The organism is Paenibacillus sp. 4624 (assembly GCF_050435065.1).
GTDB classification, from domain to species: Bacteria; Bacillota; Bacilli; order Paenibacillales; family Paenibacillaceae; genus Paenibacillus; species Paenibacillus amylolyticus_D.
This window is the reverse complement of the sequence record NZ_JBNDJR010000009.1, coordinates 247840-263920: the sequence shown is the minus strand read 5'-3', so window position 1 is coordinate 263920 and position 16081 is coordinate 247840. Positions and strand designations below refer to the sequence as shown.

The following is a 16081-nucleotide window of genomic DNA, read 5'->3' as shown; positions in this document are numbered from 1 at the left end:
ATATGAGCATAGCTCCTAAAGATACAGACTGGGTATCCCTTGCTAGAAAATCTTTGAAAGGCGAATGCCTGACAGTAGAGGAAGGGATCGCTGTTCTGGATGCTGATAATGATGAGGTACTGTCACTCCTGCATGCGGCTTATCTTGTGAGACGACACTTTTATGGCAATAAAGTAAAGCTGAATATGATTATCAACGCCAAGAGCGGGTTGTGTCCGGAAGATTGCGGGTACTGTTCTCAATCCATCCGATCCAGCGCATCTATTCCGAAATACAGTCTGCTGGATAAGGAAACACTGCTGGCAGGTGCACAGGAAGCAATGGCTCGCCAAGCGGGTACATATTGTATCGTTGCATCAGGCAAAGGACCGACAAATCACGAGCTGGAGCAGGTTATCGACGCTGTAAAAGAAATCCGTGCAACGCTACCACTTAAAATCTGTGCTTGCCTTGGCATCTTAAAGGAAGGGCAGGCCGAACGTTTGGCTGAAGCGGGGGTGCATCGTTACAACCACAACCTGAATACAAGCCGAGACAACTATCCGTCCATCACTACAACACATACGTATGACCAGCGGGTTGAAACTGTAGAGAAGGCCAGAACTTCCGGCATGTCTCCTTGCTCCGGTGTTATTATCGGCATGGGCGAGAGTCATCAAGACATTGTAGGGATGGCTTTTGCACTGCGAGAGCTTGATGCAGATTCGATTCCGGTTAACTTTTTAAACGCAATCCCCGGTACACCTATGGAAGGGGCTTCACGTACAACATCGATGAGAGCACTTAAGGTGCTGGCTTTATTTCGATTGATTTGTCCATCCAAAGAAATTCGCGTGGCAGGAGGTCGTGAAATTAGTTTGCGTTCATTGCAGCCTTTGGCGCTGTATGCGGCCAATTCGATCTTTGTGGGGGATTACTTGACGACAGCAGGTCAGGATATTACGAATGATCATCAGATGATTGAGGATTTGGGGTTTGAGATTGAACTCAATGCTTTGCAGGGTGGTGCCGACAGATATGAACTGGATGGAAAATGAGCTTGAGAAACTGACTCAGGCCTCGAATCAACGCCATTTACGTGATAGTGCTACGTCTCCTGAACGTCCTGGTCATATTGTAAGAGGAGGGAATAACTTACTTGATCTGGCTTCCAATAACTATCTGGGGCTTGCCGGGCATCCTGATATTATTCAAGCCATTTGTGAAACGCTTCAGGTTGAAGGTGCAGGCTCAGGTGCTTCTCGTTTTGTCACGGGCAATCGGTCAGTATACGGCCGTCTAGAAGTAGCGCTGGCGTCTTGGCAGCAGGCTGAAGCCTCTCTTGTTTTTGCAAATGGCTATATGGCGAATTCAGGTGTCATTGCAGCACTTATGGGGCGAGGAGATGTGATTTTTAGCGATCAGTACAATCATGCCAGCATCGTTGATGGTGCTTTGTTAAGCCGTGCGGAGCATGCCAGATATCGGCATAACGATCTGGAGCATCTGGAGGCTCTATTGCACAAACATCGGGATAAAAGGCGCAAGCTGATTGTCACGGATGCACTGTTTTCCATGGATGGGGATCGGGCACGGTTGCATGAACTGGTGAAACTCAAACGGCGATATGACGCTATGCTGATGGTGGATGAGGCACATAGTGGAGGTGTCTACGGGGAAAAGGGAGAAGGGCTGTGTCATGAGTTGGGACTGCATCGCCATGTAGATGTGCATATCGGGACATTCAGCAAAGCCTTCGGTATATATGGAGCTTATGTATCTGGTAACAACGTATTAATACGATATCTTATGAATAAAGTCAGACCTCTTATCTATTCTACGGCGCTGCCGCCTTCGCTTTTGGCAGGAATTATGACGGCATTACATTTGGTACAGACGGAGCATTGGCGCCGTAATCATCTCCGTTCGACCAGTGAAATGTTTCGTTACGCATTGACGAATGCAGGATTCCATGTAGGGGAAGGAGATTCGCCAATTGTGCCGATTATGGTTGGTGACAATGAACGTGCACTTCGTTTCAGCGAAGCTCTGGAAGCGGCCGGCATTGCAGGGATAGCCATTAGGCCCCCAACGGTGCCAGTCGGCACAGCGCGAATTCGTTTTTCTGTATCATCGGCACATACATTTGATGAGTTGAGGCAGGCGATTGTTCTCATTAAGAAAGTTGGGGATCAGCTTGGGTTGCTCACATCATGAACATACGGAAGGAATACTTGGGACAAGTAAAGCAAAAGGAAAAAGGGACGATTTTATGGTTAACTGGCTGGAGTATGACAGATGCTGTGTTTGACACATTGCGTCAGCGATTGCCTGATTATCAACATCTCTCCCTGGATTACAGTACTATGAGTGCTTCCGCAGATATGCTGGACTTCGTGGAAACGACCGCCAAGCGGTTATCTCGGGCAGTTCGGTCTAATCGATTGGATGGGGGCGCCGCTCATGGTGATATCGGCATGCCAGAACTGTTCCACGTGCTGAAGGGAGCTTGCGGAGAGAACGTGCCTTCCGCTCCGCTACTCATCTCGGGCTGGTCTTTGGGAGCGGTACTTGCTCTTGGACTGGCAGCCAAAGGTTATGCCGATGGGCTGGTGTTATTTAGTGCAACGGCACGTTTTGTCCGGGAAAAGAAGAAATCCAACCTTGGTGTGCACGATGCGTACGTCAGGCAGATGATGCGAGACATAGTCAAGGATCGGCAAGACGTGGAGAGTCGTTTTCGAAAAATGATGTTTACGGTACGGGAGTGGGAAACGGGGTATGCTGACCGCCTGCCTCCTGTTGGCTATTGGACACCAGAGGCGCTGCTGGCAGGGCTTCATATTTTACGTTATGAGGATCATTTGCCCGATCTGGCGCGAATCGATTGTCCAGTCCTGTTATTCCACGGGTATGAGGACAGAATCTGTCTATATGATGCAGGGGTGGAACTGATGGATCGGTTACCGCGAGCCAGGTTAGTGACGCTGAACGATAGGGGACATGCAGCTTTTCTAGGTAATGAAGTCAGAATTGAGAAGGAGTGGAGGAGGTGGTGGCATGAGCATGAGCAGGAGTTGGGATGAAATCGGAACGAGCTTCGACAGTAGCAATAATGTTCAGCGACGATTCAATCGTAATGCATCCTCTTATGACGCACATGCCCACGTTCAGCGAAAGATGGCTACTCTGCTCGCAGAGATTGTTGCACATGGCAAGAACAATACGCTCAGCCATTCACTGAATTTTCTTGAAATAGGCTGCGGTACAGGTGTTTTGACTCGAATGATTGCCCGTGATTGGCCTGATGCCAGTATTACGGCCTTGGACATTGCACCCGAAATGGTTCGTCTGGCATCCCGGCGATGCTTGTCTGTACCGCATGCTGAAAGTGGAGAGGAGACCGCAAAAGGAATTCGTTTTATGCAGGCTGATATTGAAAAGTGGGTTCATGAAGTCCCTTCATGCTCGGTCGATATCATCGTTTCCAATGCTTGTTTTCAATGGTTGCGTGATCCTCAACGAACCTTGACCGGCTTGAAACGTATACTTCGTCCAAGAGGCAGGCTTCTGTTCACAACTTTTGGGACGGACACTTTTCGGGAGATGCATGAGGCATTTCATGAGGTATATCTAGCCTGCGGAATGCAACCGCAGCGACATGGACTGTCGTTTCATTCGGCTGAAGAGTGGAGAGTCATGCTGGAGAGATCAGGTTTTACGAGTTATTCGGAGAATCGTTTGGTTCATATCGAGAGATATGCTTCTGCAAGAGATTTTCTGCACTCGGTAAAAGGCATGGGGGCCAGCGCTTCGGAAGCGGTTCAAGTACCCGAGGTTAGTCTTCGAACTCTGTTTACCCAGATGTACAAGGTGTATGAAGATAGGATTAGTGTCGGGGCAGCAAGAGGGGTTCAGGCGACATATGATCTCTTGTTTATTGAAGCTTCCGTTTCAGATATGAGTACGATATGAAGCAGCATGAGCGGCATATTATATAGATAAATCCCCTCCAAACGGCTTATCCAGCCATGAAGGGGATTTGTTTTTTTATCCAACCCATTATCTAAACCAAGCTTTATTCAGATTGTTCGTGAAGTTGTTATCGTTAAATGGTACATTGGCACTGCCAAAGTCCGTTGTATTCAGGGCATTACGCGCAGCTGGAGTCAGATCATCCCAACCGATTAGCGGCTGAGTTCCTCCGACCACATTGGTTACCCCCAGCTCGTGGTTGAGCGGCCAAGTACTATTATAGGAGATTTTCGGATGATCGCCCTGCATATTGTTTGAGCTTGGAGCTACGTTCGTGAACTGGCCGTGACCGGAATAGGCGACGGAGAGCACTTTCGGATTGGCAACCGCCGGGTTGTCTACCCATACGACGATGCCTTCCCAGTCATGCCGATGTCCAAATCCCGGAGATGGGTTATCTTTAGGGAAGTACCATGCGTACATGATTGCCCACACGCCATTATGCCAAGCGGAACGGGAGTAGACCTGACCCAGGTTGGAGCTACATCCGCCATTGTGTGATCCGGACGTTGCCAAGCCTGCGCTGGTGTTGCCTTGTGCATCAACGGCTGGGAAAGGCACGCATCCATGGTAAACCTTCAGAAAAGGTTGAAAACGTTTGGCTGTGATTTGCGTGGCTGTTACGGGTGTGACTTCTTGAAAACCGACAACCTGGTCATGATTAATGACGGCTGCTTCCGCAACGCTGCCTATCGGTAAATAGGCGAGGAGGGTAACCATTAGCATCAGTACGAGTTTTTTGGTTTTTTGCATTGTGCAATTCTCCTTTGTAAACGTAGTAGAGTGAGGCCAGTTATGTATGGATGCGTTCTGTATATCCATGGTACTGGAAAAATATTGATTCGGGTTATATTTTTATATTGAGATTTGTAAATTTGCTGTATATTTTTGTCATAATATAATTAGTTGTGGACAGCAGAAAGTACGGAGATTAATTCCTGTGCAAGCGGGCAGAATGGAAGATCAGTAGTTTTTTGCAAAAGAAGATGGAAAAATCAGTTTCAAGATGACTTTGACTTGTTTATTAGGGTATGGGACTTTGGGTGTTAGGATCTATGCAAAAATCACGGCCGGAATAGGCTAGGACATCTTTACAATTGATGATATGATAGAAGCAATAGCTTTTGGAATGGGACGTCATTCCTCCGGCATAGTTATATATAGTGTTTGGGCAGGATTAACGAAAGTTCATGGTTGTGTTAAGTTAAATGATGCCCCTTGGTGGACTGATGCAGCGTAAGAAGATGAGGTTATTGGACTCATGGATAATGTGGAATAGGTGGCGTATCAGATGAAAAGAGCTCGATTAATATATAATCCGACTTCAGGCCGGGAAGAAATGAAGAAACGACTGGCTGATATTTTGCAGCGTTTGGACCAAGGCGGTATTGAAGCTTCTTGTCACGCAACAACGGGGGAAGGCGATGCGACCCGGGAAGCGGAACTGGCGATTGAACGCGGATACGATATGATTATCGCTGCTGGCGGAGACGGTACGTTGTATGAGGTCATTAATGGTATGGCTGAGCGGGACAATCGCCCTCCGCTGGGTGTGTTTCCTCTGGGGACGACCAATGATTTTGCTCGTGCACTCGGCATTCCAAGACAATGGGAAGATTATGTGGATCTGGTCATTCAGCAGCAGACACGTCCCCTGGATCTCGGGAAGGCGAACGATAGGTATTTTATCAACATCGCCGGTGGTGGATCGTTAACCGAGCTGACCTATGAAGTGCCGAGTCGTTTGAAAACGATGATCGGGCAACTGGCCTATTACATGAAGGGGATTGAGAAAATGGCAAGCCTGTCCCCGCAGGAATTAATCATTCGTGCGAATGGTCAGGAAGAAATTCATGATGAATTCATGCTGTTCCTCATTGCTAATACGAACTCCGTCGGCGGCTTCGAGAAGCTGGCTCCGGGGGCGACCATTGATGATGGGTTATTCGATGTCATTGGTGTGCGCAAGTGTAACCTGGCAGACATGATTCGCCTTGTTACTTTGGCGCTGCGCGGAGAGCATCTGAACGACAAAAAAGTCGTGCATTTCCAGACGGATCACATGGAAGTCAATTCACCAGGTTACGTCCAACTAAATCTGGACGGTGAGCTGGGCGGCACGTTGCCTGCGACGTTTACGAATCTAAAGCATCATCTGCAACTGTTCCACCGTTAAGTTTTTACACCAAAATAACGTCTCCGAGGTTCGTTAGAATTTTGGAACGTTATTTTTGGCGTGAAGAAGGAAATTCTTTTATTAACTCAAATTTAACTCACCGTTATTGCAGGCGGTGTACTATATAAGAAAGAAGTGAACATACATTGTCTAATACGAACCGCAGCGGTCGTGGAAAAAACCGCCGGAATTCGGCTGCTCCTCAAGGAAAAGGGAAGGCTTCAGCTTCCCGTCAGCCAAATCAATCAAGTCAATCAACTCGTCCATCTACAAGTCAGTCAGGTAAAGAGGTGCGGCCACGCGATGCATCTCTTTCTGGTGCGCGCTCCAAAGGCAGAACACGTGAATCCGCACCAATCGAAGGATTGCCTGTTAGCAAAAATGAAGAAACCGTCATTGAGATCATTGGCATGAATCATGACGGTGAGGGTGTAGGCCGTGCGGATGGATACACACTGTTTGTGCAGGGGGCCCTTCCGGGAGAAACTGTGCGCGTGCGTGTGATGAAAACGAAGAAGCAATACGGGTACGCCAAGTTGCTTGAGATTGTCAAAGCCAGTTCTGATCGTGTATCTGCGCCATGTCCGATCTACGATCAATGCGGCGGATGCCAGATCCAGCATATGAGCTACGCTGGTCAACTGGCGTGGAAACGTCAGCTTGTGATCGATAATTTGCAACGGATCGGGAAGTTGAATGTTTTGGTGGAGGATGAGACTGAGGCAACCCATGCGGAACAATCTCCATTCGTTGAACAAATAGATGAACAAACTGTGCAAGCCAACGAGAGTAATCGCATTCGTCTGCGGCTTGAAGGTGTCATGAACGAAGAAGATACAGAACACGCGATTCGTGTCTTGCCAACGATGGGCATGGACGAGCCGTGGCGTTACCGGAATAAGGCACAGGTGCCGATTGGTGTAACCGAAGGTGGTTTGGTGGGTGGTTTTTATGCCAAAGGAAGTCACCGAATCATCGACATGGAAACCTGTCTTATTCAGCACGAGCATAATGACGAAGTTGTGGCGAAGGTGAAGGAGATCGGCAGCCACCTCGGCATCAGTGCGTACAACGAAGAAACTGGCCGCGGCCTGTTGCGTCATGTCGTGGTGAAAAAGGCGTTCCGTACAGGCGAGATGATGCTCGTTCTGGTGACGAATGGCCGGGATATTCAACACAAAGATGAGTGGATTGGCAGTATCCGTGAAGCGATTCCGCAAGTGGCGAGCATCTGCCAGAACGTGAACAAAAAGCAGACGAACGTTATTTTCGGTGATGAGACCCGTGTTCTGTGGGGCCGGGATGTGATCTATGATTATATCGGGGATGTGCAATTTGCAATTTCTCCGCGTTCGTTCTACCAGGTCAATCCGGTGCAGACCGAAGTACTGTATGGAAAAACAGTAGAATACGCTGGACTGAGTGGCAAAGAAACGGTTATTGATGCCTATTGCGGCATCGGAACGATCTCTCTTTTCTTGGCACAACATGCGGATCAGGTGTATGGTGTAGAGATTGTGCCCGAAGCCATTGAGGATGCTCGCAGCAATGCGATGCTTAACGAGATGAAGAACGTGAAGTTCGAAGTGGGTGCCTCCGAGGACGTCATCCCGCGTTGGAAAGAACAAGGCATCGAAGCCGACGTTATCGTCGTCGACCCACCGCGCAAAGGTTGCGACCCGCGTCTGCTCGATACCATCCTAGAAATGAAGCCGGAACGCGTGGTGTACGTGAGTTGTAATCCGAGTACGCTGGCACGTGATTTAAGAGTGCTGGAGGATGGCGGTTATCGTACAGTGGAGGTAACGCCGGTGGATATGTTCCCGCATACGGTACATGTGGAGTCGGTGGCGATGTTGGTTAGGGAGTAGTGTCCTGGACCCATGTACCTGTTTAAATAGCTAACTAGCCCGAAGCTTCTAAAGTTCGGGCTATTGTTGTATTTCATGAAAAGTCGTGGTAGGCTGCCCTTTGTAAAAATAACCTTGTTAAAAAGTGTACCGAGAAGTGGCGGTGGAATCTTAGTCAGCAGGTGAGAAATCATGTCCCTTTACCATACACATTTGAAACAATTACAAATGAGAGAAACAGCTAATGACGAATGGAATTTCAGAGGGCATACGGGCCTTTTTCAAAACTGTTGACAATTGGCATATATGTAATTATATTTAATATATCAATCGCTTGGTGCTGTAAATCTACTAGTGTGAACGCTCTCCAAGCAAAACTTTATGCAATATAGTTCGATCCCATCCAGGAAGAAAATGGAGAGGTTGGTACTTAGCTCCAGTTTTGTAAACGCCTTGTCCATTAACCAGTGACATTCATCGTAGTTTTGTAGAGCATTTTCAGCAACGCTTCATTGCTTGGGAAAATGCTTTTTTCTTTAGGCTTTGCGATGTTGACGATGGTAACCCTCAATTATTTCCGTCGTTGTACTCTTCGCGTCAAGCTTTTTGTGTCCTGCATCTTGTCATACTCCGCCTCCAACATGAATTGCAGCATCTCTGCATACAACTCTATAAACAACTCTTTCAGTGCAAATTCACCTTGTCTATATTTATGAACTTATTCTTCTTCACAATTACTCTCACTTGCTTATCACGTATATTATCCTCTTTAATCAGCCTTTTTCTAAAGATTATCTAACGGGGGAAACATGATGTCTAAATCGATAGAATCTATCTTGAGAGATGAAATTTTTGCTGAGCTGGACATCGAGTATCCGGAAGACCACGATACCCGTTTATTGGACCAAGGGATCGATTCAGTAGGCTTCGTCAAGCTTATTGTTTTAGTAGAATCGAAGTTTAACATCTCGGTCCCTGATGAAGATCTGTTATTTGAGAAGTTCTCCACGGCTGGATTAATCCTTAATTATTTGACTGAGAAAACGCTATGATGACGATCATTCAGCGTCTATTTCTGGAGGCCTCTAATCGCCAAGATCATATTATCCTTGAAGATCTAAAGCAGCAGTGGACTTACGCAGAGATGATGACAGAAGCTTACTTGATTGCTTTATATATCCATAAGAATTTTAAGCTTGAGCCCGGAAGTCATCTTGCATTATACACAAATAATGAGCCCTTGTTCATTTTTGCGGCGCTTGGTATTCAATTCTGCGGTTATGTGTTAGTACCGGTTCCTTACTCGGCATCCAATACTGAAATTGAAAATATTTTAAATGCCAGTGACGCTAAATTGGTTATCAGCAAATCTGCACAGCCTGCTCATTTAAATTGCGACATTCCTTGGGTTACCGCTCAGGATTTATCGCAAGAACCAATGCCTTCGTTCGAATCGATCTCGTTAACCAATCAGTCCGATCCCAATCCATGTGCGATTCTCCTTCCTACATCGGGCACAACCGGAAAATCTAAAATCGTTATGTTATCCCATTGGAATGTATTAACGAATGCGTTGGCACATGGCGGAAAGGTGGGGTATACGGATCAAGATTCGTTTCTTGTAACGATGCCCGTTCATTTCAGTTCTACGATTGTCACGCAATTGATTTCTTGCATGTTATATGGAACCCGAATTAAACTTATCAGCTTGCCATTGCTGCCGCGCACAGCGTTTAAATTGTTTCAGAATAAGGCGGTCACGGCATTCTCAGCGGTGCCTACGCAATTGATGCACTTTGTTTCCGATTTTCATCAGACAAAGAACTGGAGTGCCTTTGATGCAATTGAATTTATTGTGATTAGCGGTGCGGCGATTCCCGCGAAATTAGGTGACCATCTTCAGACTGTCTTTCCTCACGCGGACATTATTCAAACCTATGGATTGACCGAAGCTTCTCCGCGGGTGAGCATGATGGAACGGGGAGAGCGCTGCTTATCCTGTGGAACACCCATCAATGACGTTTCTATTCGTCTTGTTGACGGAGAAGAGAATGAGGTTGAAGGAGCAGCTATCGGAGAAATTTGGGTCAAGGGCCCGAATGTGATGCTCGGTTATTACAAAAACCCGGAGTTAACGAACGCTACCATTGTTGAGGGTTGGTTAAAGACAGGAGATTTGGGATATTGGAATGAATCAGGGTGTCTTATACTCACAGGCCGAAAGAAGAATATCATTATATCCGGCGGTATCAATATCTATCCGGAAGAAATCGAGGAATTTTTATACGGTTTGAAAGAAGTGGAGGAGGTCATGGTTGTTGGTGTACACGATGATCTGTTAGGCGAAGTGCCCATCGCATTTCTGAAAGTTTTTAATGAATGCCTGGTTGATATAGATGCACTGGCACGACATTGCAACTTGCATTTGTCATCGTATAAAGTGCCTAGACAATGGAGGATTATCGATAACATTCCAAAAACAAAAACAGGAAAACTGGACAGGGCAAGTACGAAGCGCTTATTGCTAAATGAGATATACTGATTCGGAATCCTTAAGCCAATTAACCAAATAACCAGGGGTGAACGAAAGGTTGAAGAATTCAACTCAAACGTTAGGCAGAAAAATATTGCCGGTCAGTTATCCGATGATTACAACCTATACGCAACATGCTCATCTCTTGTCCATACTTACCCATTACGAGTGCGCTCATCCATGGATATTCAGCAATTATATCCAATTATTTATTAACAAAGATTATAAACATCATTGGGGAGATTTTTATTTCCCTGTGACTTATGAGCTGCGGCCTTCGGATTCGTGCAAATGGATTACTACTCAAAAGATACATAGAGATACGGTAACAACGAAATGGGACTCGGTTATTCATTTTATTATAGAAAATATTAATGCGAATAGCTATGTCCACACCATGGTCAATTATTTCTACGTGCCCCTAAGCGATCGCTACAATAAACTTCAATTGCATCATGACATATTTGTTTACGGATATGATTTGGATAGAGAGATATTGTATGTTTCCGATTTCTTTAAGAACGGCGTGTATAGTCAGGCTGAGATATCATTTACTGATTTCAAGCTTGCGTTCGACACGAATCATCTAACAACCAATCATGATTATCTTAGAGAAATGGTTTATCTGTATACATTCAATGATCAATATCAGGATAAATTCAGTGCAGATACCTTAGTGAATTCTATAAGAAATTATTTCACTAAGAAAACGCCGGAGTATTGGGAGATGTTCAACTATGGGGGCGACAGGCATAATCTTGACTTCGGCATGCAAATATACACAACTCTATTAAATTATGCGAAAGAGACATCGGAACAGAAGGCTATGCTTGATATAAGACCCTTTCATTTACTTTATGATCATAAGAAGTTAATGACGCTAAGACTCAAGTACTTGTACGATAATCGGCATTTCATTCAATTAAATCAAGAGCATATAGATGAATTCACAGCCATTGAACTTAAGGCAAAGATACTTGTGAATGTAGCGATGAAATATAATTTGACAAGGGATACGAGTATTTCCGAAAGTTTTCAAACGCTGATTACGAGTATAGAAAATGAAGAATCCATATTCCTTGAACGATGGCTGAAGAAGGTAGGCATTCAGTAATGTTGAAGGAGCAGATGATGTTAGTTGTGGATATCTCTTCTTGCACCCGAATAGAAGCCTTAGCCCGAAGCCGGTGGTGATCGGGGCATATTTGTGGAGGGAGTGATGCCTAGCTTATAATCGTTGCGATACAGCGTATTGAGTAAGCCAAACCGTTACTTTTGTCCTAAAGATTCCGTTTGATGATGGCCTATTGCCGTCTTGTCTTTCAACGATCCGCATTGCTTCAAGCTCTTTTTTTCCGGCACAACCACAGCGAATCCACTCACCTCAAGAATCTCTCCTAGTATTTGACCCGACATCTTGTGATTCATGCCTAGAACCATACCTGTTTCGTTTGGGAGCAACGCACCGTTCAACAACCTTACGTATGAACAGCCAGTTAATTTGAAGAATCTGCCGGAAGCCACCATCATGGACTTGGAACCGGCGATCAGTTTGCATAATGCACTCACTAGAACGATCCATTATTACCAGGCTCAATATATCCATTAAACGGGAGGTACTTATGCAAGAACAGATCATAGCGATGATAAGCGAAGTCAAGGATGACGCCCAGCTGGAAAACAGCTTGAACGGGCATTCCAGCATCATGGAAGACGGGGGAATGGACTCTTTACAGCTAATTACTTTCTTATTGAAGGTGGAGGAGCACTTCGGCATTGAAATCGATTTTGAACAATTCGACTTCGATTGCATGGAATCGGTTACAATCTTCTGCAATTATATCTCGGAGCTGCAGAAGACGGCATCTGTATGAACGATAGAGGCAAGTCCGAGCTCATTATCGGGATGTTTGACGCGGAACGCTTCTGGCGCGACCCTAATCAGGCCAAACTGCCGTCGGTTCACGATCCTGAAATGGAGAATGTCGTGATGGCCATGGATGAGCTGCTCTTCCCTTTTTGCGGGGCGCAGGATAGGCTCATTACCCGATATCGAATGAACGCTTCTCATAAAGCATATTTGCATGAGATCGGATTCAAATTTCTGTCCAATTCAACCGATCTTGAGAGTCCTGATGGAGGAGGCGCAGGCAGAACCGCCAATATATTCGACCTGCTCACCTCAACTGATCAAGTGGGTGACATAGATCCAGATTGGCTAAACGGCGCCCGGTTGTCGCCCTTTGCGGTCATTCCGGGAGTGGACCGTGTTGCTGCGCGTTTCGGGCTGGAACAGGATTGTCCAGCTGTCGAAACGGTTCAGACGGTTAATTCTAAGCTGTATTCAACCGAATTGAACCGTCGCCTTGGGCTTCAGTGTGACAGCCAGACGGTCTATTCCTACGAAGAGCTGCTGTCAACCGGCTTGGCTCTGCTGAAACAAGGCCCCTTTCTGATCAAAGATGAGTTTGGGGTATCCGGGAAGGGGAATTTGCTAATCGAGTCGGAAGCGATTCTGCAACGGGTCACCTCTTATCTCGCCGGTCAGTGTAGAAAGGGAAGAACGGTTCGTTTTATTATTGAGCCGTTCCTCCTCAAAGAGCTGGATTTCTCTTGCCAATTCCACATCGATCCGGACGGTACGTACCGGCATGTCTCTGTGCAGCAATTGGTCAATCACAAATTCGCTTACCAAGGCTCCTATACAGCCGATGACAGGCTGCTTCATACGCTGCACGAAGCGGAGTACTTTGATGTAATGAAGCTGGTAGCCCGCGAGCTTTATCAGTCGGGTTATCACGGCGACGTATGCGTTGATTCGATGTTGCTAAGAGACGGACGCATCGTTCCGATTGTTGAGGTCAATGCAAGAAGATCGATGAGTCTGATCAAGCATTACGTTGACCGGTATCTCGAGAAGCACGGTGCGGCCGGGAGTATGACACATGCCACCTTACAGTTTGCAGGGGATGTATCATTCGATCAATTGCTGGAATCGCTGGACCGCGAGGGTGTTCTATATAAGCCTGATCAAGGGTTTGGCATGCTACCGTTAAGCGCGAATACACTCTTTATTAACAAGGTCGTCAGCGAGTGCAAGGGGATCCGGAATAAGCAAGTGAAGGGCAGATTGTATTATTCGCTGATCGAGGGGACAGGGGATAACGAACGATTGTCCGCGAAACTTAAGGAGGTTCTGTTGTCGTTATCCTTCAAGATCGCCCCCTGATGCATTCCGAAGTGCTTGAAACCATGGATGGAGGAAGAGAGTTTATGGGGAAGCGTAAAGTAACGATTCTATGCTCGGGTTTCGGTCTGGGGTTCTATATTCCCGGCCTGTTAGCTGCAAGCGAGTTCGGGAAAAGGGATATCGCGACGGAAGCGCTCGTGTTCGAAAGCTATTTGGAGCACGACAAGAGGGAGCATATTGCAGATAGCAGGACGGCTTACCACAATAATTTCGCACTTGCCAATATTTCGGCCCGAATGCCGATGGATATCCGCAATAGTATAGATTATGCCCAGGTTGAGCTATTGCTGGAGACGTGGAAAGCGGAAGAACGCTACGAATTCATATCGCTATCCGGACACTGGATCTATATTCTGGATTTGTATAGGGAGAAGATGTTGCCGAATCCAATTCATGTAGACCTGCTCTACGTCGATTCAGATCTGGCTCCGTCCTGGAAGAGCCTGAAGAAGTTTCATCCCCGGTATGACGAGCATTATTACAATGCTTGTCTCTATGACACCGATAAGATGGCGATTCGATACGAAATCCCGGTTCTTCCTGGTACGACACTGCCTTTCGAATCAAGGAAGCGGCGGCTTGTTGTTCATGGTGGCGGCTGGGGGATGGGCACTTATCAAAATACAATTCCAGAGCTTTCGAGTCATAACTATGGGCTTGATATTGTAGCTTACGACTGGAAGGAAGCGAAGCCCGATCCCGAGCACCGATATTGGATGAACGATCCGGAATGGTGTTCTTGGGTGAAGAGCGCGAACGGTCTGCACGAATTTCCGCCATACATTGAAATAGCAGGAGAAGATACGAATTCATATACCGCTGAGGCTGATCATCATTGGTTATTTGACGTCGCTTCTGATGCGATGGCTATCGTAGCCAAGCCGGGAGCGGGCACATTGATCGACTCGCTTGCCTCCGAAACCCCTCTTATTCTTCTGGAGCCGTTCGGCAGTCATGAGCTTAGCAATCTGGAATTATGGGAGTCGCTTGGGTTCGGAATACGCTACGAGAAGTGGCGAGAGATGGATTTTTCTGTAGATATCCTTAAGGAGATGCATCAAGCGATCAAGAACAGACCCGGTGAACGGACGAATTATGTGGATCACTATTGTTCAAGGGTTGCGTTAACGAAGAGCTAAGATATCAATGGCAGAAGGGGTTATGCGATGAGCTTAAATCAATTGAGTGTTGCCAAGGATACGGTAAGCTATCCGAGATGGATCGTCTTGCAGTTGCTAGAGGAGTGCAATTTGCGATGTAAAATGTGTTATGAATGGGGACTCGAAGGGCCCTACAAAAGCAAAAAAACATTAGCGCAGCTGGACCCGGAGCTGATCAAAAAGATCATCATCGAATGCAGCCCCGGCAAGCCGTATTACGATTTCTTCGGCGGCGAGCCGCTGATGTACCCTTGGCTGAGCGATATTCTCGCCATGATCAATCATTATGGAAGCATAGCGGACTTCCCCACGAATGGCACACTGCTTGAGAAGCATGCCGAGATGTTAGTCGAGACTCCGCCTAATAAGATCTGGGTGTCGCTCGACGGCCCTGAGGAAATCAACGACAGGCAGAGGGGCAAAGGCGTATTCAAGAAAGTAATCAAAGGAATCGAGAAGCTTTATGAGCTCCGGCAAAGCAAAGGCAAGCAATTTCCGAAAATGGGTGTATCCTTTATCATTACGCCCTTGACCTATATGTACGTCGAGGAATTTTTCTTTAAGCATATCGACTTGTCAATGTTGGACCATATCAGCATGGAAGTGCAGCTCTATGCCACCGAAGAGCAGCATGCCCAATATGTGGAGGTTCTTCGTGAGGAATTCGGTGTGCATGAAGCTCCGTATGCCAAGGGGATGGTCTGGAAAGACATCAGTTCATTCAGCCAGATCGATATTCCCGAATTGACGAGACAGCTTATTAATGTTAAAGATTATTGCTTGAAAAACAGTATCGATGTGATTACCTATCCGAAGACGATAGATGAAGTGAATTTGCACAACTATTTCTCGGGACAATTCCATCAGATGGCGGATAAACGAAAACGCTGCTCCCTTCCATGGACTTATGCGGAGATTACGGCAAGGGGCGACGTTTCGCCCTGCCATGCCTTCTATGATTTGACCTTCGGCAACGTGAACGAAGAGAATTTGCTGGATATCTGGCGCAGTGACAATTACAAAGAGTATCGCGCGTATATGAAAAAAAATATGCTTCCGATTTGTACGGCTTGTTCAAGGTATTATATCTACTGATTC

At 46.5% G+C, this 16081-nt stretch carries 15 protein-coding genes and 1 pseudogene; 13 read left to right on the top strand and 3 right to left on the bottom strand.

The window, feature by feature from the left end; translation table 11 throughout:
- Window positions 1-2: 2 nt before the first annotated feature.
- The 4 genes from bioB to bioC are packed head-to-tail and all read left to right on the top strand — an operon-like array spanning window position 3 to window position 3954.
- Window positions 3-1037, top strand: coding sequence for a biotin synthase BioB (gene bioB / locus ABIE27_RS20925; protein WP_429351420.1), 1035 nt, complete (start codon window positions 3-5; stop codon window positions 1035-1037).
- Window positions 1018-2196 (top strand): 8-amino-7-oxononanoate synthase, encoded by a 1179-nt coding sequence (gene bioF / locus ABIE27_RS20920; protein ID WP_429351395.1) that lies wholly within the window; start codon window positions 1018-1020, stop codon window positions 2194-2196. The genes bioB and bioF overlap by 20 nt, the downstream gene beginning before the upstream one ends.
- Complete coding sequence (locus tag ABIE27_RS20915; protein ID WP_429351394.1) at window positions 2193-3065, top strand: alpha/beta fold hydrolase; 873 nt, start codon at window positions 2193-2195, stop codon at window positions 3063-3065. Before bioF ends, ABIE27_RS20915 begins: the two co-directional genes overlap by 4 nt.
- Window positions 3040-3954 carry a malonyl-ACP O-methyltransferase BioC gene (gene bioC / locus ABIE27_RS20910; protein ID WP_429351393.1) on the top strand — a complete coding sequence of 305 codons (915 nt, stop codon included), beginning with the start codon at window positions 3040-3042 and terminating at the stop codon, window positions 3952-3954. The genes ABIE27_RS20915 and bioC overlap by 26 nt, the downstream gene beginning before the upstream one ends.
- Before the next feature lie 87 nt (window positions 3955-4041).
- On the opposite strand, the gene ABIE27_RS20905 is transcribed toward bioC, so the two are convergent.
- Entirely contained in the window at window positions 4042-4740 is a 699-nt protein-coding gene (locus tag ABIE27_RS20905; RefSeq protein WP_429351419.1) for an NPP1 family protein, read from the bottom strand.
- Window positions 4741-5305: 565 nt separating this feature from the next.
- Here ABIE27_RS20905 and ABIE27_RS20900 point away from each other — a divergent pair.
- Both ABIE27_RS20900 and rlmD read left to right on the top strand, forming a co-directional pair.
- Window positions 5306-6190, top strand: a complete 885-nt coding sequence (locus tag ABIE27_RS20900) for a diacylglycerol kinase (protein ID WP_090923311.1) — start codon at window positions 5306-5308, stop codon at window positions 6188-6190.
- Between the two features lie 146 nt (window positions 6191-6336).
- Window positions 6337-8061, top strand: coding sequence for a 23S rRNA (uracil(1939)-C(5))-methyltransferase RlmD (gene rlmD / locus ABIE27_RS20895; RefSeq protein WP_429351392.1), 1725 nt, complete (start codon window positions 6337-6339; stop codon window positions 8059-8061).
- A gap of 442 nt (window positions 8062-8503) precedes the next feature.
- Here the strand turns inward: rlmD and ABIE27_RS20890 are convergent.
- A pseudogene (locus ABIE27_RS20890) lies at window positions 8504-8624 on the bottom strand (IS256 family transposase); the annotation flags it as partial.
- Between the two features lie 228 nt (window positions 8625-8852).
- Between ABIE27_RS20890 and ABIE27_RS20885 the strand changes: the two are divergent.
- Genes ABIE27_RS20885 through ABIE27_RS20875 form a run of 3 tightly spaced genes read left to right on the top strand, consistent with a single transcriptional unit; the run spans window position 8853 to window position 11687 of the window.
- Window positions 8853-9092: an acyl carrier protein gene (locus ABIE27_RS20885; protein ID WP_161556932.1), complete on the top strand. Its 240-nt coding sequence runs from the start codon at window positions 8853-8855 to the stop codon at window positions 9090-9092.
- The gene (locus tag ABIE27_RS20880; RefSeq protein WP_429351391.1) at window positions 9092-10582 is read left to right on the top strand and encodes a class I adenylate-forming enzyme family protein; all 1491 of its coding nucleotides are present in this window, start codon (window positions 9092-9094) and stop codon (window positions 10580-10582) included. Before ABIE27_RS20885 ends, ABIE27_RS20880 begins: the two co-directional genes overlap by 1 nt.
- 49 nt (window positions 10583-10631) lie before the next feature.
- Complete coding sequence (locus tag ABIE27_RS20875) at window positions 10632-11687, top strand: hypothetical protein (RefSeq protein ID WP_123064823.1); 1056 nt, start codon at window positions 10632-10634, stop codon at window positions 11685-11687.
- Window positions 11688-11842: 155 nt separating this feature from the next.
- On the opposite strand, the gene ABIE27_RS20870 is transcribed toward ABIE27_RS20875, so the two are convergent.
- Window positions 11843-12142 carry a hypothetical protein gene (locus tag ABIE27_RS20870; protein ID WP_161556933.1) on the bottom strand — a complete coding sequence of 100 codons (300 nt, stop codon included), beginning with the start codon at window positions 12140-12142 and terminating at the stop codon, window positions 11843-11845.
- Window positions 12143-12195: 53 nt separating this feature from the next.
- Between ABIE27_RS20870 and ABIE27_RS20865 the strand changes: the two genes are divergently transcribed.
- Genes ABIE27_RS20865 through ABIE27_RS20850 form a run of 4 tightly spaced genes read left to right on the top strand, consistent with a single transcriptional unit; the run spans window position 12196 to window position 16078 of the window.
- On the top strand, window positions 12196-12447 hold the full coding sequence (locus ABIE27_RS20865) for an acyl carrier protein (RefSeq protein WP_123064824.1): 252 nt from the start codon (window positions 12196-12198) through the stop codon (window positions 12445-12447).
- On the top strand, window positions 12444-13802 hold the full coding sequence (locus tag ABIE27_RS20860; RefSeq protein ID WP_123064825.1) for a hypothetical protein: 1359 nt from the start codon (window positions 12444-12446) through the stop codon (window positions 13800-13802). The genes ABIE27_RS20865 and ABIE27_RS20860 overlap by 4 nt, the downstream gene beginning before the upstream one ends.
- 44 nt (window positions 13803-13846) lie before the next feature.
- Complete coding sequence (locus ABIE27_RS20855) at window positions 13847-14962, top strand: UDP-glucuronosyltransferase (RefSeq protein ID WP_123064968.1); 1116 nt, start codon at window positions 13847-13849, stop codon at window positions 14960-14962.
- A gap of 27 nt (window positions 14963-14989) precedes the next feature.
- On the top strand, window positions 14990-16078 hold the full coding sequence (locus tag ABIE27_RS20850) for a radical SAM protein (protein ID WP_123064826.1): 1089 nt from the start codon (window positions 14990-14992) through the stop codon (window positions 16076-16078).
- Window positions 16079-16081 lie beyond the last annotated feature (3 nt).

Excerpts from the sequence above, each read along its gene's own strand:
- bioB (WP_429351420.1), top strand. The coding sequence starts at position 3 with ATGAGCATAGCTCCTAAAGATACAGACTGGGTATCCCTTGCTAGAAAA.
- bioF (WP_429351395.1), top strand. The coding sequence starts at position 1,018 with ATGAACTGGATGGAAAATGAGCTTGAGAAACTGACTCAGGCCTCGAAT.
- ABIE27_RS20915 (WP_429351394.1), top strand. The coding sequence starts at position 2,193 with ATGAACATACGGAAGGAATACTTGGGACAAGTAAAGCAAAAGGAAAAA.
- bioC (WP_429351393.1), top strand. The coding sequence starts at position 3,040 with ATGAGCATGAGCAGGAGTTGGGATGAAATCGGAACGAGCTTCGACAGT.
- ABIE27_RS20905 (WP_429351419.1), bottom strand. The coding sequence starts at position 4,740 with ATGCTAATGGTTACCCTCCTCGCCTATTTACCGATAGGCAGCGTTGCG.
- ABIE27_RS20900 (WP_090923311.1), top strand. The coding sequence starts at position 5,306 with ATGAAAAGAGCTCGATTAATATATAATCCGACTTCAGGCCGGGAAGAA.
- ABIE27_RS20885 (WP_161556932.1), top strand. The coding sequence starts at position 8,853 with ATGTCTAAATCGATAGAATCTATCTTGAGAGATGAAATTTTTGCTGAG.
- ABIE27_RS20880 (WP_429351391.1), top strand. The coding sequence starts at position 9,092 with ATGACGATCATTCAGCGTCTATTTCTGGAGGCCTCTAATCGCCAAGAT.
- ABIE27_RS20865 (WP_123064824.1), top strand. The coding sequence starts at position 12,196 with ATGCAAGAACAGATCATAGCGATGATAAGCGAAGTCAAGGATGACGCC.
- ABIE27_RS20860 (WP_123064825.1), top strand. The coding sequence starts at position 12,444 with ATGAACGATAGAGGCAAGTCCGAGCTCATTATCGGGATGTTTGACGCG.
- ABIE27_RS20855 (WP_123064968.1), top strand. The coding sequence starts at position 13,847 with ATGGGGAAGCGTAAAGTAACGATTCTATGCTCGGGTTTCGGTCTGGGG.
- ABIE27_RS20850 (WP_123064826.1), top strand. The coding sequence starts at position 14,990 with ATGAGCTTAAATCAATTGAGTGTTGCCAAGGATACGGTAAGCTATCCG.